This is a genomic window from Streptococcus mitis, from assembly GCF_003943905.1.
Taxonomy (GTDB): Bacteria; Bacillota; Bacilli; order Lactobacillales; family Streptococcaceae; genus Streptococcus; species Streptococcus mitis_BC.
Genome location: NZ_RJNS01000003.1, coordinates 276,817 through 293,425, shown reverse-complemented (window position 1 = coordinate 293,425; position 16,609 = coordinate 276,817). Strand labels below are relative to the sequence as shown.

Annotated in this window: 9 protein-coding genes; 6 read left to right on the top strand and 3 right to left on the bottom strand. The window is 40.1% G+C overall.

What is annotated here, in order from left to right:
* Positions 1–35: 35 nt before the first annotated feature.
* Together D8854_RS07275 and D8854_RS07270 are read right to left on the bottom strand one after the other, a co-directional pair.
* Positions 36–1,001, bottom strand: a complete 966-nt coding sequence (locus D8854_RS07275; protein WP_125394755.1) for a LacI family DNA-binding transcriptional regulator — start codon at positions 999–1,001, stop codon at positions 36–38.
* Complete coding sequence (locus tag D8854_RS07270; RefSeq protein ID WP_125450348.1) at positions 982–2,436, bottom strand: sucrose-6-phosphate hydrolase; 1,455 nt, start codon at positions 2,434–2,436, stop codon at positions 982–984. Before D8854_RS07270 ends, D8854_RS07275 begins: the two co-directional genes overlap by 20 nt.
* Before the next feature lie 377 nt (positions 2,437–2,813).
* Here D8854_RS07270 and D8854_RS07265 point away from each other — a divergent pair, with 377 nt between their 5' ends.
* Together D8854_RS07265 and scrK are read left to right on the top strand one after the other, a co-directional pair.
* Entirely contained in the window at positions 2,814–4,751 is a 1,938-nt protein-coding gene (locus tag D8854_RS07265) for a sucrose-specific PTS transporter subunit IIBC (protein ID WP_125450347.1), read from the top strand.
* A 158-nt stretch (positions 4,752–4,909) separates the two neighbouring features.
* A complete protein-coding gene (gene scrK / locus D8854_RS07260; protein ID WP_000164288.1) occupies positions 4,910–5,797 on the top strand; it encodes a fructokinase ScrK in 888 nt (295 codons plus the stop codon).
* 279 nt (positions 5,798–6,076) lie between these two features.
* Here scrK and D8854_RS07255 read toward each other — a convergent pair whose 3' ends face one another.
* Complete coding sequence (locus D8854_RS07255; RefSeq protein ID WP_125450346.1) at positions 6,077–6,694, bottom strand: TVP38/TMEM64 family protein; 618 nt, start codon at positions 6,692–6,694, stop codon at positions 6,077–6,079.
* A 135-nt stretch (positions 6,695–6,829) separates the two neighbouring features.
* On the opposite strand from D8854_RS07255, the gene D8854_RS07250 reads away from it, so the two are divergent.
* From D8854_RS07250 to D8854_RS07235, 4 genes are all read left to right on the top strand, one after another.
* Positions 6,830–9,463, top strand: a complete 2,634-nt coding sequence (locus D8854_RS07250) for a DEAD/DEAH box helicase family protein (protein ID WP_125450345.1) — start codon at positions 6,830–6,832, stop codon at positions 9,461–9,463.
* Between the two features lie 67 nt (positions 9,464–9,530).
* Complete coding sequence (locus D8854_RS07245) at positions 9,531–12,524, top strand: type I restriction endonuclease subunit R (protein ID WP_125450344.1); 2,994 nt, start codon at positions 9,531–9,533, stop codon at positions 12,522–12,524.
* Positions 12,525–12,942: 418 nt separating this feature from the next.
* Positions 12,943–13,704: a DUF6261 family protein gene (locus D8854_RS09815; RefSeq protein ID WP_185768076.1), complete on the top strand. Its 762-nt coding sequence runs from the start codon at positions 12,943–12,945 to the stop codon at positions 13,702–13,704.
* A 157-nt stretch (positions 13,705–13,861) separates the two neighbouring features.
* Positions 13,862–16,594, top strand: a complete 2,733-nt coding sequence (locus tag D8854_RS07235) for an ATP-dependent DNA helicase (protein ID WP_125450343.1) — start codon at positions 13,862–13,864, stop codon at positions 16,592–16,594.
* Positions 16,595–16,609: the final 15 nt, after the last annotated feature.

The window sequence follows — 16,609 nt, the reverse complement described above, 5'->3', positions numbered from 1 at the left end:
AAAACTCAGACGAATCAGTCTGAGTTTTCTTGTGTTTAAATACTTTTTCCGGGTAATAGAGTAACGGGTAAGAAGTAACCAGTTGTCGCAACTTCCTTGCCTTCAATCTTCTGTAAGAGGAGATCGACAGTGAGTTGGGCAATCTCTTTCATAGGTTGCTTAATCGTTGTCAAATGAGGATAGTAGTTCTCGATAAAATAAGTCCCATCATAGCCGATGACCCTGAGCTCATCAGGAACAGAGATACCTAGTTCCTGAGCGATTTTGATAACTAGGATAGCTGTCAAATCATCCGAAGCAAAAATCGCATCTGGTTTCTGATGGGTCAAGATATTTTTGATTTCCATTTCTTTTCTGACGGGAGAAAAGTCACTCGAAACATTGATAATAGGCGCTTTCGGGAGAACAGAGGCAAAACCAGCATGGCGCAGTCCAGTAGGTGAGTTGGAATTATCATTTCCTGTAATCATGATGATAGACTGGGCGCCTGTCTTGACCAAGGTTTGGGCTGCGAGGACACCGCCACCGTAGTTATCAGAGGAAACGACAGGGATGTCTGGAGACAAGTTTCGGTCAAAGGAAATGATCGGTGCCGTCACACGATTGTAGTCTTCGATTCCAAGATTATGACTTCCTGAGATGATACCGTCCACCTGATTGGCTTCCAGCATTTCAATGTACTCCCGTTCTTTTTCAGAGTCATGTTCGCTGTTACAGATGATGGTCTTGTAGCCATTTTTGAAGAGTTGGTGTTCCAACTTGTCAATCAACTCCGCATAAAAGACATGACTGATGTTTGGGAAAATGAGCCCAATCAACTTGGCAGATTTCCCTTGGAGACTTCGAGCCAGGTTGTTGGGTTTATAGCCCAATTCTCGCATGGCTTCATTAACCTTTTGAATGGTTTTCTCAGATAGATACCCCTTTTTGTTGATGACCCGTGAGACGGTAGTGGGGCTGACACCTGCAAGTTTTGCGACATCAGTTAGTTTTGCGACCATAATCTAATTCATAGTAAGTTCCAGTTGGGTTTCCAGACTTGATGAGGATACCATTTTGATCCGCATGTGGAAAGACACGACCAGAAAATACTTTTTCTCCTTTATTGATGAAAATTTCAAAGACTGACTTGTCGATGAAGATAGTGGCAGTAGTAGCTTGGTTATTGATAGGGCAAGAACGAGTTGTACCAAATTCTTGGGCATACTGCTCACCAGCCTGACTACGATTCACTGTCACTTGACCATTTACAAGGTCAAAGTTGATTGAAAGGCCCTTGCTTTCTTTATCGGCTAGTAAGACAATCTCGCTCTGGCTATTGGCTTCCAAGTTGAGCTCGAGTTCATAGCTGTTATTCGTTTGAGCACGATTTGAAAAGGGTTCTTCAGAGACACGAAGTTCTTTGACGGCTGAGACAGGATATTGGTAGAGTTTCCCATCTTTGATAGTGAGTTCTTTTACCAAGGAGAAGGTTCCTTGGTAGTCAAAACGGTCAGATGGATAAGAAACATCTGGTAGCCCAAGCCAACTTACTGCCAATGCACGTCCATCTGGAGCGTTAAAGGCTTGAGTCGCATAGGCTTCGAAACCATAGTCTAGATTATGAAGTTGAGACACATCTACCATTTTAGCATTTTCAGGATCAAAGGAAGCCCCGATCTTATACATATTTGGAAAGATATTGTCATAGTCTAGAACGTCCTTATCCAAACCTTGTGGGCAGTAGAGAAGGACAGGTTGCTCCCCTACAAAGACCAGATTTGGGCATTCCATCATGTAGGCAGTGCGATCGTTAGCGAAGTCAAGGTCGCCAACTGCTTGCCAGTTTGTGTAGTCGTTGTCCACAGCCTTGTAGAGACGAACAAAGCCTTTTTTCTCTAAGTCCTGTCCGCCTACGATAGCATAGTATTGACCTTTGAAGTTAAAAATTTGCGGGTCGCGGAAGTGGTCAGTAGAGTCTGCTGGTTGGTCAATCAAGACCTTGTCAATCTTCGTGATTTTGCCACTTTTGTCCAAAAGAGCTCCAATCTGGTAAGGGTGACGAATCCAGTTTTCATCACGGACATTTCCTGTATAAAACAAGAACAAGTTATCGCCAAACTGCATGGCAGAACCAGAGTAGGCACCGTGGCTATCTAATGGAGTATCAGGCAAAACTTTGACTCCAGTTTCTCTAAAGTGAACCAAATCATCACTTTCTAGCTGTGCCCAAGATTTTAAACCGTGGGCTGCACCAAAAGGAAAATTCTGGTAAAAGAGGATCCACTTGCCATCAAAGTAAGAAAAGCCATTTGGGTCGTTGAGAAGTCCTGCTTTTGGCTCAACATGGTAATGAGTATGCCAGGGAGATTGTGCCATCTTTTCCTTTATATGTTGAATTTCTTCTTGCGTCCAATCTTCATAGGGTCTATAACGACGCTCAGTTGTCCATTCCATTTTATCTTTCCTCCATAAGTTCTATTCTATTATTAATAGTAAACGTTTTCGGCAAAAAAAGCAAGTCTTTTATGTTAAAAAAGAGAAAAATATGTCAAACGATTGCCAGAAATAAAGTAAAGGGAATCTGATAAATTTTCACGAAAAAATGAAAGAAAATGAAAAACAAAAGCTTTGAACCCTCTAACATAAGGATGTTTTTATGAGGAAATAGAAAAATACGATCAAAAACTATCATAAATGAGTATAAGGAAGAGAACAAAAATAAAAAAATCTGCAAAACGCTTGACATATTTTAGAAACATGATAAAATAATAGTCGTAGGGCGAATAAATCGCTTTCAAACAAGAACAAAATTTTATAAGGAGATTTTTGCTATGGATTATAGTAAAGTTGCTGCCGAGGTCATTGAGGCTGTCGGCAAAGAGAATCTTGTAGCTGCAGCACATTGTGCGACCCGCCTTCGTCTGGTATTAAAGGATGAAACAAAAGTGAACCAGGCAGCTCTAGATAACAATGCTGATGTTAAAGGTACATTTAGCACAAACGGACAATACCAAATTATTATTGGTCCTGGAGACGTTAACTTTGTATATGCAGAAATCATCAAAAAAACAGGTTTGAAAGAAGTTTCCACAGATGATTTAAAAGAGATTGCGAATAAAGACAAAAAATTTAATCCATTGATGGATTTGATTAAGCTTTTGTCAGATATTTTTGTTCCAATCATTCCTGCATTGGTTGCAGGTGGTCTTTTGATGGCATTACGTAACTTCTTGACATCACCAGACTTATTTGGACCTCAATCAATTGAAGACATGTACCCTGCTATCAAAGGTATTTCAGCGATGATTCAATTGATGTCTGCTGCTCCATTTATGTTCTTGCCTGTTTTGGTAGGTATTTCAGCAGCTAAACGCTTTGGAGCAAACCAATTCCTTGGTGCAGCTATTGGTATGATTATGACCACACCAGATTTGGGTGGTAAAGAAGCTTTTTGGGATATTTTAGGTTACCATGTTACACAAACAAACTATGCTTACCAAGTTATTCCAGTTCTTGTGGCTGTCTGGTTGTTGGCAACTTTAGAAAAATTCTTCCACAAAAAATTGCCATCTGCAGTTGACTTTACTTTCACACCGCTTTTATCAGTTATGATTACAGGATTCCTAACTTTTACAGTTATTGGTCCTGTGATGTTGGTGGTTTCTGATGCCATTACTAATGCTATTGTATGGCTATACAATACTACAGGTGCATTTGGTATGGGGCTCTTTGGTGGAACATATTCATTGATTGTTATGACAGGGCTTCACCAATCATTCCCTGCTATTGAAACACAGTTATTGTCGGCATATAATAATAACGGTACTGGATTTGGTGACTACATCTTTGTTGTTGCTTCAATGGCAAACGTGGCGCAAGGTGCAGCCACTCTTGCTATTTACTTCTTGACTAAAAATGCTAAAACTAAAGGCTTGTCAAGTTCTGCGGCTGTCTCTGCTTTCCTTGGTATTACTGAGCCTGCCCTATTTGGAGTGAACTTGAAATACAAATTCCCATTCTTCTGTGCTCTTGCTGGTTCAGCAGTTGGTGCCTTTGTTGCAGGCTTGACCCATGTCATTGCTGTTTCTTTGGGAGCAGCTGGATTTATCGGATTCCTATCTATTAAAGCAGGTTCAATCCCTATGTATGTAGTTGCAGAAGTGATTTCATTTGCCGCAGCCTTTGCTTTGACTTATTTCTATGGTAAAACAAAAGCAGCAGGTGTCTTTGCTGATGAAGCCGCAACAGCAACTGCAGAAACAGTTACTGAAACTACAGTAGAAGCACCAGTAGTGGAAGAGTTTGATACTCTTCAAAATGAAACAATCCAAACTCCTATCGTTGGAGATGTGGTTGCTCTTGAGAATGTCAATGACCCAGTATTTTCAAGTGGTGCAATGGGACAAGGAATCGCTGTAAAACCAAGCCAAGGCGTGGTTTACGCACCAGCTGATGCAGAAGTATCTATCGCATTTCCAACAGGTCACGCCTTTGGTTTGAAGACAGCTAAGGGAGCTGAAATCTTGATCCACGTTGGTATCGACACTGTATCTATGAACGGCGAAGGCTTTGAAGCAAAAGTTTCTCAAGGCGACAAGGTCAAAGCTGGAGACGTTCTTGGAACCTTTGACTCAGACAAAATCGCTGCCGCAGGTCTTGACGACACAACAATGGTTATCGTAACTAACACAGCAGACTACGCTTCTGTTACACCAGTCGCAAGTGGTTCTGTTGTCAAGGGTGACGTGATCATCGAAGTGAAAGCCTAATCCTCTTCGAAAATCAAATCTAAAAATAAAACGAACAAATATTATGTTTGTTCGTTTTTACTTGGATGGTAAGATTTACAGAGGAAAATCTAAAATATTGAGAAATCTAGCCCTTTAAAATGTGCTATAATAGAGAAAACAAAGATAAGAGGTTTATCATGACAAAATTATATGGAAGCTTAGAAGCGGGCGGTACAAAGTTCGTCTGTGCTGTCGGAGATGAAAATTTTAACGTTGTAGAAAAAACACAGTTTCCTACAACAACTCCTATCGAGACCATCGATAAAACCATCGAGTTCTTTTCGAAATTCGATAATCTTGCAGGTCTTGCCATCGGTTCCTTCGGTCCTATCGATATCGATAAAAACTCAAAAACCTATGGTTTTATCACAACGACTCCAAAACCTCACTGGGCAAATGTAGACCTACTTGGTGCCCTTCGTCGTGCCCTCAACGTACCCATGTATTTCACCACTGACGTAAACAGCTCTGCCTATGGTGAAGTGGTTGCTCGTAACAATGCTGGCGGTCGTATCGAAAACTTGGTTTACTACACGATCGGTACAGGGATTGGTGCAGGTGTTATCCAACGTGGTGAGTTTATCGGTGGTGTCGGTCACCCTGAGATGGGGCACTACTATGTGGCTAAACACCCAATGGATGTAGAAAAAGAATTTAACGGTGTTTGCCCTTTCCACAAGGGCTGTTTGGAAGGCTTTGCGGCTGGTCCAAGTCTCGAGGCTCGTACAGGTATTCGTGGTGAAAACATCGAACTCAACAGTTCTGTCTGGGACGTTCAAGCCTACTATATCGCTCAAGCTGCGGTCAATGCTACAGTGACTTTCCGTCCAGATGTGATCGTCTTTGGTGGTGGGGTTATGGCCCAACAACACATGCTGGACCGTGTGCGTGAGAAATTCACAGCTCTTCTCAACGGCTACCTACCTGTACCAGACGTGCGTGACTACATCGTGACCCCAGCAGTCGCAGGCAATGGTTCTGCTACACTTGGAAACTTTGTCCTTGCTAAGAGTGTCGCAAAATAAAACAAACAAAATATCCGCTTGGGAAACCAAACGGATGTTTTGCTTAAAGACAATGTTTTTTGAGCCTTTCCTTAAGTGATTACGGACGGTAGCGACTTTCTTCGAAATTCCATACCTAAACTTTGAGCCTAATGTCTCAAGGTTTCCGAACACCTGAAATCTAATGATTTCAGGTGTTTTTATCACGGCGGAAAGGCTAGGTAAGTCCTCGATTCACTATCAAAAAATAGGCATGATTTCCATACTAAAGTATATTTAGTATCAGGCTATTTTCTATTCTCAAAACATCTGCCAGAAGAAATCAATGATATAGGTCAAACCATAAGTATAAACCACTAGGGTAAAGGGCTTGGTCAAAACGATGATAATCATATAGCGTTTGAAGGTCATCTTGGTAAGGGCAGCCAGCATACAGAGAAAGTCAGCTGGACTGACAGGCCAGATCATCATAAAGATAAAGAACCGCTCGAAACGATTGCCCTTATCTAGCCAACCAATGTACTTGTCATAGGTGCGCTTGCTGACGACCGACTGGACAAAGGCAGCTCCATAGAGTCGCACGAGGTAAAAGATAATGGCACAGCCAATCACGATGCCGATATAGTTATAGATGGTTCCGATGATGTGGCCGTAAATAAAGACTCCAGCCACTGAGGTCAAAGCTCCCGGAATGATCGGAACAACAGTTTGTAGAATTTGTAAAAAGATAAAGAGTGGTGGCCCCCAAAGCCCAGCTTGCTGGATAAAGGCCGATAGGGTTTCCTTGGACTGTAAAACACCCGCCTGATAGGCCCAAATACAAAAAATCAATGTACCGACTCCCCCGACGATAGACGAAATATTGATGACTTGCTGCAGAAGGGGAGAAACAGCTTTCATTTGCTTGTGCTGTGACATAGAAACTCCTTATAGATAGTATGATTCTACTATACCATATTTTTCTTATAAAGACTAATTTGATTCCTTATCTTGCTTTTTATATAAGTGTGGTACAATTAAAGGAGTAAGTCAAGAGATATAATGGTGAAAGAAATGTTAGATTTAAAATTTAAAGGAAGATGGAGAAAGTACCAAAAGGAAGTCTTAGATCGTTTTCAGAACTATCAAACAGATGGCCATGTTCACCTAGTGGCGGCACCAGGGTCCGGCAAGACCACCATTGGTATCGAGCTGATCGCTCGTTTTGGCAACCCAGCCCTTATCTTGGTTCCAACTGTCACCATTCGTGAACAATGGGTAGATAGGATCCAAACAGCCTTTTTAGAGAATGAACAGAAGATTTCAGATCTCGTTTCCCAAAACTTAAAGGAGATGAAGGCATTAACGATTGTGACCTATCAGGCTTTTCATAGCGCTATGAACCAATTGCAATCACAAGAAGATGGAGAAGCAGAGGATTTTGTGGGGTTTGATTTGCTTGCAAGTCTAAGAGCTCAGAAAGTTGCTACTCTTTGCTTGGACGAATGCCACCACCTGCGCAATGAATGGTGGAAAAGTCTGGAAACCTTTCGCAAGCAGTATGGACAGTTGCAAGTCATCTCCCTGACAGCGACACCACCTTATGACAGCGAACCTGAACTCTGGGAACGCTATATCCGTATGTGTGGGGAAATTGACCAAGAAATTACGGTACCTGAACTAGTCAAGGAAGAAACCCTCTGTCCTCATCAGGATTTTGTTTATATCTGTTCACCAACAGCTGAAGAGTCGGAACACCTCAGGCAGTTTGAAGATAGAAAGTGGGAGTATATCCATCAGCTTTTGGTCAATCCTGACTTTCAAGCTCTAGTGTCAGGTTCAAAGGTAATCAAAGGAGACATTTCATCCAATGTTCTACTAGAAGACCCTAAGTACTTGTCGGCTATTTTGATCTATATGTATTCTCAAGGCTTGACCATTCCTGACTCTTTAGAGAATCTTTTGGGGGCGAAACGTCTGCCTCAGGTGAACTCCTACTGGCTCGAGCTGTTGTTGCAGAGTGTTCTCTATCAAACTCCAGATTGGTATGAGGATCCAGATGGATTTAGGGAAAAGTTAGAATCCGATTTGAAAGCACGGGGGTTGATCGAACAGCGACAGGTTTCTTTAGTCAAGTCCAAGTCTAGGGACAAGATTTTAAATCAGTCTTTGGGGAAATTGTCTGGTATTGCAGATATTTTTCTGACTGAGTATAAGAGTATGGGACAAGATTTGCGACAACTCGTCTTGGCGGATTATATTCGCAAGGATTTTGCCACCTATCTGGGAGATAATCAGGCAACCATTTCTCAGTTGGGAGTTCTTCCTTATTTTGAAAGCATTCGTCGGAAAGCTCAGGAGCATGAGATACCTGTATCTTTGGCTGTCTTGTCAGGGAGTGTCGTTATTCTTCCCACCAATGTGGCAACAGAGTTGAAGGAACTCTTGCCTCAGGTTCATCTTAGTTTTTCGTCTCTTGGTCAGTTAGACCAAGAGGATTATGTGCAGGTGGGATTTCCTAGTACGGCTAAGGGTATTGTAGGGGCGGTGACGGAACTTTTTCAACGCGGTCGGATTCAAGTCCTAGTCGGAACCAAATCTCTCCTCGGAGAGGGTTGGGATGCTCCTTGTGTCAATTCCCTAATCCTCGGAAGCTTTGTGGGGAGCTTTATGCTGAGTAACCAGATGCGGGGGCGTGCCATTCGTATCTGGCCGGGACATCCAGAAAAGACCAGTAACATCTGGCATCTGGTAGCCGTTCAAGCGCAAGCGCTCATCACTCTTCCTGGTGAGGAGCCAAGACCAGAGAGCAATCAGGATCTGCAAACCTTGTCTCGTCGTATGGAACATTTTCTTGGACTGGCCTATAATCAGGAGAGTATTGAGACCGGTTTGGATCGTTTGGATTTTCCAAAGCCCCCTTTTAAGAAAAAGCAAATCAGTGAGTATAATGAGCGAGTTAAGAGTCTCTCCAAGGATCGAGCAGACTTGTGCCAAAAATGGCAAGATGCTCTTATCGTAGCGGATCAGCTCGAGATAGTTACAGAAGTCGCAACCCAAAAACAGAAGATCCCAGTCATGCTCTTGCTTGATGCATTAAAATGGGTTCGCATGTCTTTGTTGCTCCTAGCAGTGGATTTATTGTTCTTGTTGTTTAGATTGAGACTGATTAGAGTTTGGTGGCTTACGGTAGCCTGTCTCCTCTTTCTAGCTTTTGCTACATCACGCTATCTCCTCTATAAAAGCCCCTATAAGCGTATGCAATTCCTTGGTGAGCAGATCCGAAAGGCTCTGCTAGATTCGGGGTATCTAACGGACGATCAATCCCGTGTTCAGGTAGAGGAGGACAAGGGAAACTACATGGTCTTTGCCTATCTCAAGGGAGGAAGCATGAGGGACAAGGAGTTGTTTGCTCAGACTGTGGGAGAGTTCTTTGCTCCAGTGGACAACCAGCGCTATCTCTTGAAGGCAGAGAAAGTTCGACAAGGTCAGTCACCTTACTATGTCGTGCCTAGTCTTTTTGACAAGCGCAAGGAAGAGGCACAAAAATTTCTCGACTTCCTAACGCCAACTATCGGACGTTATCACCTCGTCTACACACGAACAGAGGCCGGACGGAAAATCCTTCTCGAAGCTCGTATCAAAGCTCTCTCTAACAAAAACGACCGTATCTTGACTAAGAAGAAGGTTAAAAGCCAGTTGGAGTAGGGGCGTATGGGAAAATCCATCTGAAACATGATATAATATAGTAAAATTGTGCATTATAAAGGAGAGAATGATGCAAGTAAAGCCAGAACTGGAGATAGAAAAACAACTGATCACCCAACTGGTAACTGGGGAAAGCCAATGGACTTATAGGGAGGACCTCAAAACAGAAGACCAATTATGGGACAATTTCTTTACTAAACTAGCCCAAAACAACGTTGCCCTGCTAGCAGACTATCCTTTGACAGAGCAGGAAAAACGCCAGATTCAGAACCAATTAAACTTTGTCAGCTACTACGATGCTGCCAAGTGGTTGGTCGGAGAAAATGGTATTGCCAAAGTTGAGGTTCAAAGAGAAGATGCTAGCCTAGGAACCATTCGTTTATCAGTTATCTGGCGAGACAATATCGCAGCTGGTAAGTCTAGCTATGAAGTTGTCAACCAAGTCGAGAGAGACAAAGCTAATACTCTGGACCAAGACCGTAGGCTAGACGTGACACTTTTGATCAATGGTCTTCCGATGATTCAAATCGAACTTAAAAGTCCCCGAGTCGCTTTTTTAGATGCCTTTCATCAGATTAAAAAGTATGATCGCGAAGGTAAGTTCCGTGGCATCTACTCTAGCTTGCAGATGTTTGTTGTGACCAACAAGGTCGATACACGCTATATTGCCGCAGCTAGAGAAAACAAACTCAACAAGCAATTTCTAACTAAGTGGGTGGATAAGGAGAACCAACCCATAACGAGCTTGACCAGCTTTGCCCACGAAGTCCTTTCTATCCCTCGTGCGCACCAGATGGTCATGCAATACTCGGTCATTGATGATAGCAAGAAAGCTCTCATCCTCTTGCGCCCCTATCAGATTCATGCCATCGAAGCGGTGCAGGAAGCTTCTCGCCAGCAAGCATCAGGCTATGTTTGGCATACAACAGGTTCAGGGAAGACCTTGACCTCTTATAAGGTAGCGAGGAATCTCCTTCAAATTCCATCTATCCAAAAAACGATTTTTGTCGTTGACCGCAGGGACTTGGACCAACAGACCACTTCATCTTTTCTCTCTTATGCGACCAATGATGTCATTGATATTGATGAGACGGATAATACTCATGATTTAGTCAAGCGACTAGGTAGTAATGACAAGCGGGTCGTGGTGACTACCATCCAGAAAATTACGACCATGATGCGCAAGTTTGACCAAGGTCTTTACCAAAAAGATGCGGATAAAATCAAAGGACTCCGAGTGGCCTTTGTGGTGGATGAATGCCACCGTGCAGTGACGCCACAAACACAAAAGGATATTAAAATTTTTTTCCCTCAGTCCCTCTGGTATGGATTTACAGGAACGCCTATCTTTAAGGAAAATAAACGCCAGCAGGTCGGAGATCTTGCCCAAACCACCCAGCAACAGTATGGTGATCGTCTCCATGAATATACGGTCAAGGAAGCTATCCATGACGGAGCTGTTTTGGGCTTTAAAGTAGACTATCGTAATACCCTCATCACGGATAAATCTGAAGATGACATACCAGATACCGTCTACGAAAATGAGGAGCACATGCTGGAAGTCTTGGATGCCATTATCAATAAATCCCGCCAACAGCTAGGCTTCCAAAAGGGAGTAGGTAAGACCTACAATGCTATCTTGACTGTCAAGTCAATCCCTCAAGCCCAAGCCTACTATGACCTGCTCAAACGAGTCAAGGCTGGGGAGACGAGAGTTAAGGTATCGGAGAGGGTCAAGCAGGTCCTTCCTGACTTTCCAAAGGCGACCATCACCTACTCCGTTACGGAGAATGAAGAAGACTCAAGAGTCAACCAAGACCACATGAAGCAGGTCTTAGAGGACTACAACCAAGAGTTTGATACTCACTTCACCATGGCGGATCTTCGTGGTTTTAATACAGATGTCAATAACCGTCTAGCCCGAAAACAGGATAAATATCTTTATCGCAATGAACAGTTGGACTTGGTTATCGTGGTCAATCGTCTCCTAACAGGATTTGATGCCCCTTGTCTATCAACTCTCTTTATCGACAGAAAGCCCATGCAACCGCAGGACTTGATTCAGGCCTTTAGTAGAACCAATCGTATCTTTGATTCTAGTAAGACTTATGGTCATATCATCACCTTCCAAAAGCCCCTAGCCTTTAAGGAAGCAGTGGATAATGCTCTCAAACTCTACTCAAATGGTGGAGAAAATGAGGTCCTAGCGCCGAGTTGGGAAGAGGAAAAGAGAAACTTTTTGCGGAGTTGCAGTGATTTCCAAAATCTCATCACCGATGATCCGGAGGAAGGGCTTCAAATCGAGCAAATCTCTACACCTGAGTTGAGAAAGCTTGCCAAGGCCTATCAAGTCTTTGATAAATATCTAGCCTCTATCCGAGTGTATAAAGAGTATGATGAGGAAGAAATCTATGCCCAGACAGGACTAAGCGCAGAAGAATTGGAAAACTATCTAGGTTTTTATCAAAATATCCTTGCAGAATTAAAAAGTCGAAGAGATGATGGTGATGAGGATGAGGAGCCCCTTGATATTCACTATGAACTGGAGTCTATCCAAGTAGATGAGATCAACTATGCCTATATCTTGACCTTGATCCAAAGCCTAATCGAGCAAGGTCAGAGTCAAGAAAAGAACTTAAGCGCTCAGGATAGAGAAGCAGTGGATACCTATATTCAGAGCCTTGAGAAGACCAATCCAAATCTTGCCCAGATCATTACTGAACTTTGGAGAGAAGTCCAAGCAAATCAAGAAAGCTATCGTGGTCAGTCTATCGCAAATATCTTGGATCAGATGATCGAGGCGGTCATCCAGCAACACATCCAAGTCTTTAGCAAGCGTTGGTATGTCGGTGAGGATGAACTCCGTTACTATGTCGAACACTACCGTAAGGGAGCCAAAAAACAACTAGGAGAGAGCCAGTTGACCAAGAGTCAGCGCTATCAGGACTATAAGATAGAAGTGACAGATGCCCTCAATCCCCTCCTCTATAAAAAACAAATCAAGGAAGCCTGTAAGCAGCTGGTCGAAGAAGTCATTGAGCCATTGAGGGTTGGAAGATAGGTCTTCGAAGTTTCGAAGACATACACTTCCTAAAGTTTAGATGTATTCTAAGCTTAGAATGATAAGGAATACATAAATTTATGAGTATTCTAAGCTTCGAATGCTCTGCCTGAGAGAGTTTTGAGGTCTTCGAGCTTTCGAATAGTCATCTTTCCTAAAGTTTAGATGTATTCTAAAGCTAGAAAAGTTAAAATCTAAAAATAGTAAGAGTCTCTAGCTGACAGACAGATATGTTTCCAGTCAGATAGGGATTTTTTATTTTGGAAATAAAAGATTTGCCCTGAAAAGTACATTTTAGATGAAAATATTGACAGTTCAGAGGAAGGGGGACAAATCTTTTAAAGTAACTGTTAGAATGGATTTATAAATTTAAGGGAAAACTCCTTTTTGAAATAATGAAAAAAGAAAGGTTATCATCATGACAAAAACATTCACTATCCATCCGCTAAGCTATACCAACTTTACCAACCGCGAGTTTGAAAGTCTCATGGTAGATACGGGTCAACTACTAGAAGTTTTTGCTAAGGCGCATAAGGACGAGACTATGTATAGTAAGCACCTTGATTCCTTCAAGAGCAAGCTAGCAGACTTCCAAGGCCAACTCGCTATCGTAGAAAAGAAAGAGGCGACGAACCTGACCGAAGTCGATCGCAATCGTGACAGCGCCCTAGTCGGTCTCTTTACCCTTCATCGAGGATTTGCTAAGATTAAGGAGACCAAACTTAAAGAAGCCCATGAGACCTTGAAACCAGTCTTTGCCAAGTACAAGGATATCACCAAGCACAGCAATGATGTGGAAACGGCAGAAATCAAGAGTCTACTCAAAACCCTTAGTGAAGAACACTATCACACGGCAGTGACCGGTCTAGGACTGACACCCATGCTGACGGCGGTAATCAGTGCGCAGGAAGAGTATGATAAGGTGGAAAGTCAGGCGCGTGCGCATAAGTCTGCCAAGGAGGTCGGCAAGACCAGACAAGTCCGTACCGAACTAACCAGCATCTACGACCTCTTTATGCGCTATACCGCAGCCAGTGCAGAAGCCTATCCAGAAAAAGAACACCTGACCAAACTCCTCAAAGACCTGAATGCAATCCGAGATAGCAAGCGACGATTGACTGGTTCGAACAAGAAGGAGAAAAAAGTAAAAGTAGAAGAAGCAGAACAAGTAGCAGGATAAGGACAACCCCTTAGAAATGGATTTCTAAGGGGATTTTTGTGGATTCGTGGTATAATGATAGACGAAAGGAAAGCGCTATTTATTATATAAACTTGAAATTATTAAAATTTATATTCGGTAGATTAAAGAATATATCGTTAAGCAGGAGCAAAAAGTTATGAAGATTGATAAACACATTGTAGATATAAATGAAAATATTTGTAAAAATATAGAACAGATGAATATGAGTGGAGAACGTGGCTTTTCTTCTCAAAATATTATGAATGCTTTAAGAAATTTTGTAGAACATATTGCTGTTAAAATATATAACCATGACAAAAATGTCGATTTGGAATGGAATTATCAGAGTATAGATTTAAGTATAAAATACATCAATGGAAATTCAAACTACATTTTTTTAAGAAAAATTCATAGATTTCTTCAAAAATCGGCTTCACATTATACCCTGGATGAGAATAACTCAGAGAGATTATTGCTTAAATATTATGAATATATGCTGAAAATAAAAAAGTTTTTACTAACTAATTATGAATTTGAGGTTTTAGAGAATCTAGAAAAATTTCCACTTTACACTGATACAATGTCTGAAGAATATTATGCGAAAATTGCTGATGTAATTGATAATCCTAAATATCCAATAACCGAGAGTGAGAGATATTATATCCAAAAAATCAAGCCTTTTTTTGTGAATCAAAATATTTACTATGAAGTAACATATACTAGTACATATGGTAACTGTAAAAAATCTGAGAGAATAACAGCGTACACTAATAAAGAAATTATGTCAAATTATGCAACGAAGCTATATATAAGAAATGAAAAAATAAGCATATATGGCTCTATTCTAACTATATCAGTAATTGCTGATTGGGATGTTGCTATTCGTCCATGCGAATTTCATTCTTTAAGCCGTATCCTAAAAATTGGGAGAGATGAGGTGAAGTCTTCACACTCGGAATATAGAATTTTAATGGCATTTCTAAAGAAAAATCAAATAAATTTAATTGATATTATAGAACTAAATCAGGAGTTATATCAAAAAACCAAAGCTTATGTCAATCAAAAATCAAAGGTATCTTACATCTTTGATATCTTAGATAATGCTAGAATGATAATTCAGGCAAATAAGCCGGGATCTAATATCCTAAAATACTTATTATTTCATATGAATAATGAGATTTTAAAAGAACAGTATTTTTATGATAATCACCCGTACAATAAATGTGAAGGAGGAAATATAAAATTATCTGGTCTTCGATTAAAATGGGGTTGTATTCCATTTGATGAGATGCCGTTTTGCTCTTCTTTAATTAATCATAATCCTAAAATATATGATCTATTAACTTGTATTGATGATGATGGGAAAGATAGTGAATTTCTAGCGAGACTAATAAAAAATAATACTGAAATTCATGGGAAAATATATACATCAATAACTGAATTGCCAGAAGAATACTCTGAAAGAGTTGAGGATTTAGTTGGGCAATATAATAGAAAAATAATAAGTAAACATGCAGGAAGAAAATTAAAAATTGAAAATGGACAAGTTTTTATTTCACAATATGAAACTGATTCACTTGAAGTTTTGAATAAATTAATAGATTTCTCAAGAGGCAATAACAAAAATCATGCTCAATCAGTTGAGAGATGGTTAGAAAAAAACGAACATAATATTGATGATGCTTTTAAAAAAGAAAAACTAACCTCACTATTTTCTGATTCTGCAGTTGCTTTGATATATGGTTCAGCTGGAACGGGCAAGACATACTTTATAAATCATATTGCACAATTTTTTAATTCAGCAGATAAATTATTTTTATCTGTGACTCATACAGCAGTTGAAAATTTAAGGAGAAGAATTAGTTCATCGAATTGTGAATTTTCAACGATTCAGAAAATTAAATATAAAACAGAAATAAAATGCGACATACTATTCGTTGATGAGTGTAGTATGGTGAGTAACTCTGATATGGCAAAATTGCTAAAAAAAATCTCGTGTAAATTCCTAGTTTTAGTGGGAGATATTTTCCAAATTGAGGCTATTCAGTTTGGGAATTGGTTCGAACTTGCTAAAAAAACTATAAAAAATGAGGCTATAATAGAATTAGCTATACCATATAGAACGCGAGATGATGGTTTGATTGAGGTTTGGAATAAAGTAAGAAATATTGAACCAGATATCATGGAGTGTTTATCTAGACAAGATTTGAATTTTCCATTGGATGACAGTATATTTGAAAAAAATCATGAAGATGAAATTATTTTAAGCTTAAATTATGATGGAATTTATGGCATTAATAACATAAATAGATTGTTACAAGCATCTAATCCTAATCAAAGTATCAAATGGAATTCCAAATTTTATAAAATTAATGATCCTATAGTTTTTAGTGAGTCAAGTAGATTTAATGGAGTTTTGTATAATAATTTAAAGGGAATTATTAGAGATATTCAAGTTATCGAAAATAGTGATAAAATAATTTTTACTATAGAATTATTAGGAGTAGTTTTAAATGGATTAGATGTTTCTGATAGTGAGCTAGAACTTTTGGAAAGTAGCGACATTAACAATTCTGTTATTAGGTTTAGTGTAGATAGATATAGTAGTGCGGATGAGGATATAGAAGATAATTCAGCGACTGTTCCTTTTCAAGTATCGTACGCAATTTCAATCCATAAGGCTCAAGGTTTGGAATATGAATCTGTAAAGATTGTTATCACTAATGAAGTAGATGAACAAATTAATCATAACATTCTATATACTGCTATGACACGAACAAAAAAATATCTTAAGTTATATTGGAGTCCTGAAACAGAGAATTTTGTTATTTCAAATTTAAAGAAAAAAGATATAAATAAAGATTTTAATTTATTAAAAATGAAGTTATAGTATATAGTGAGGTAT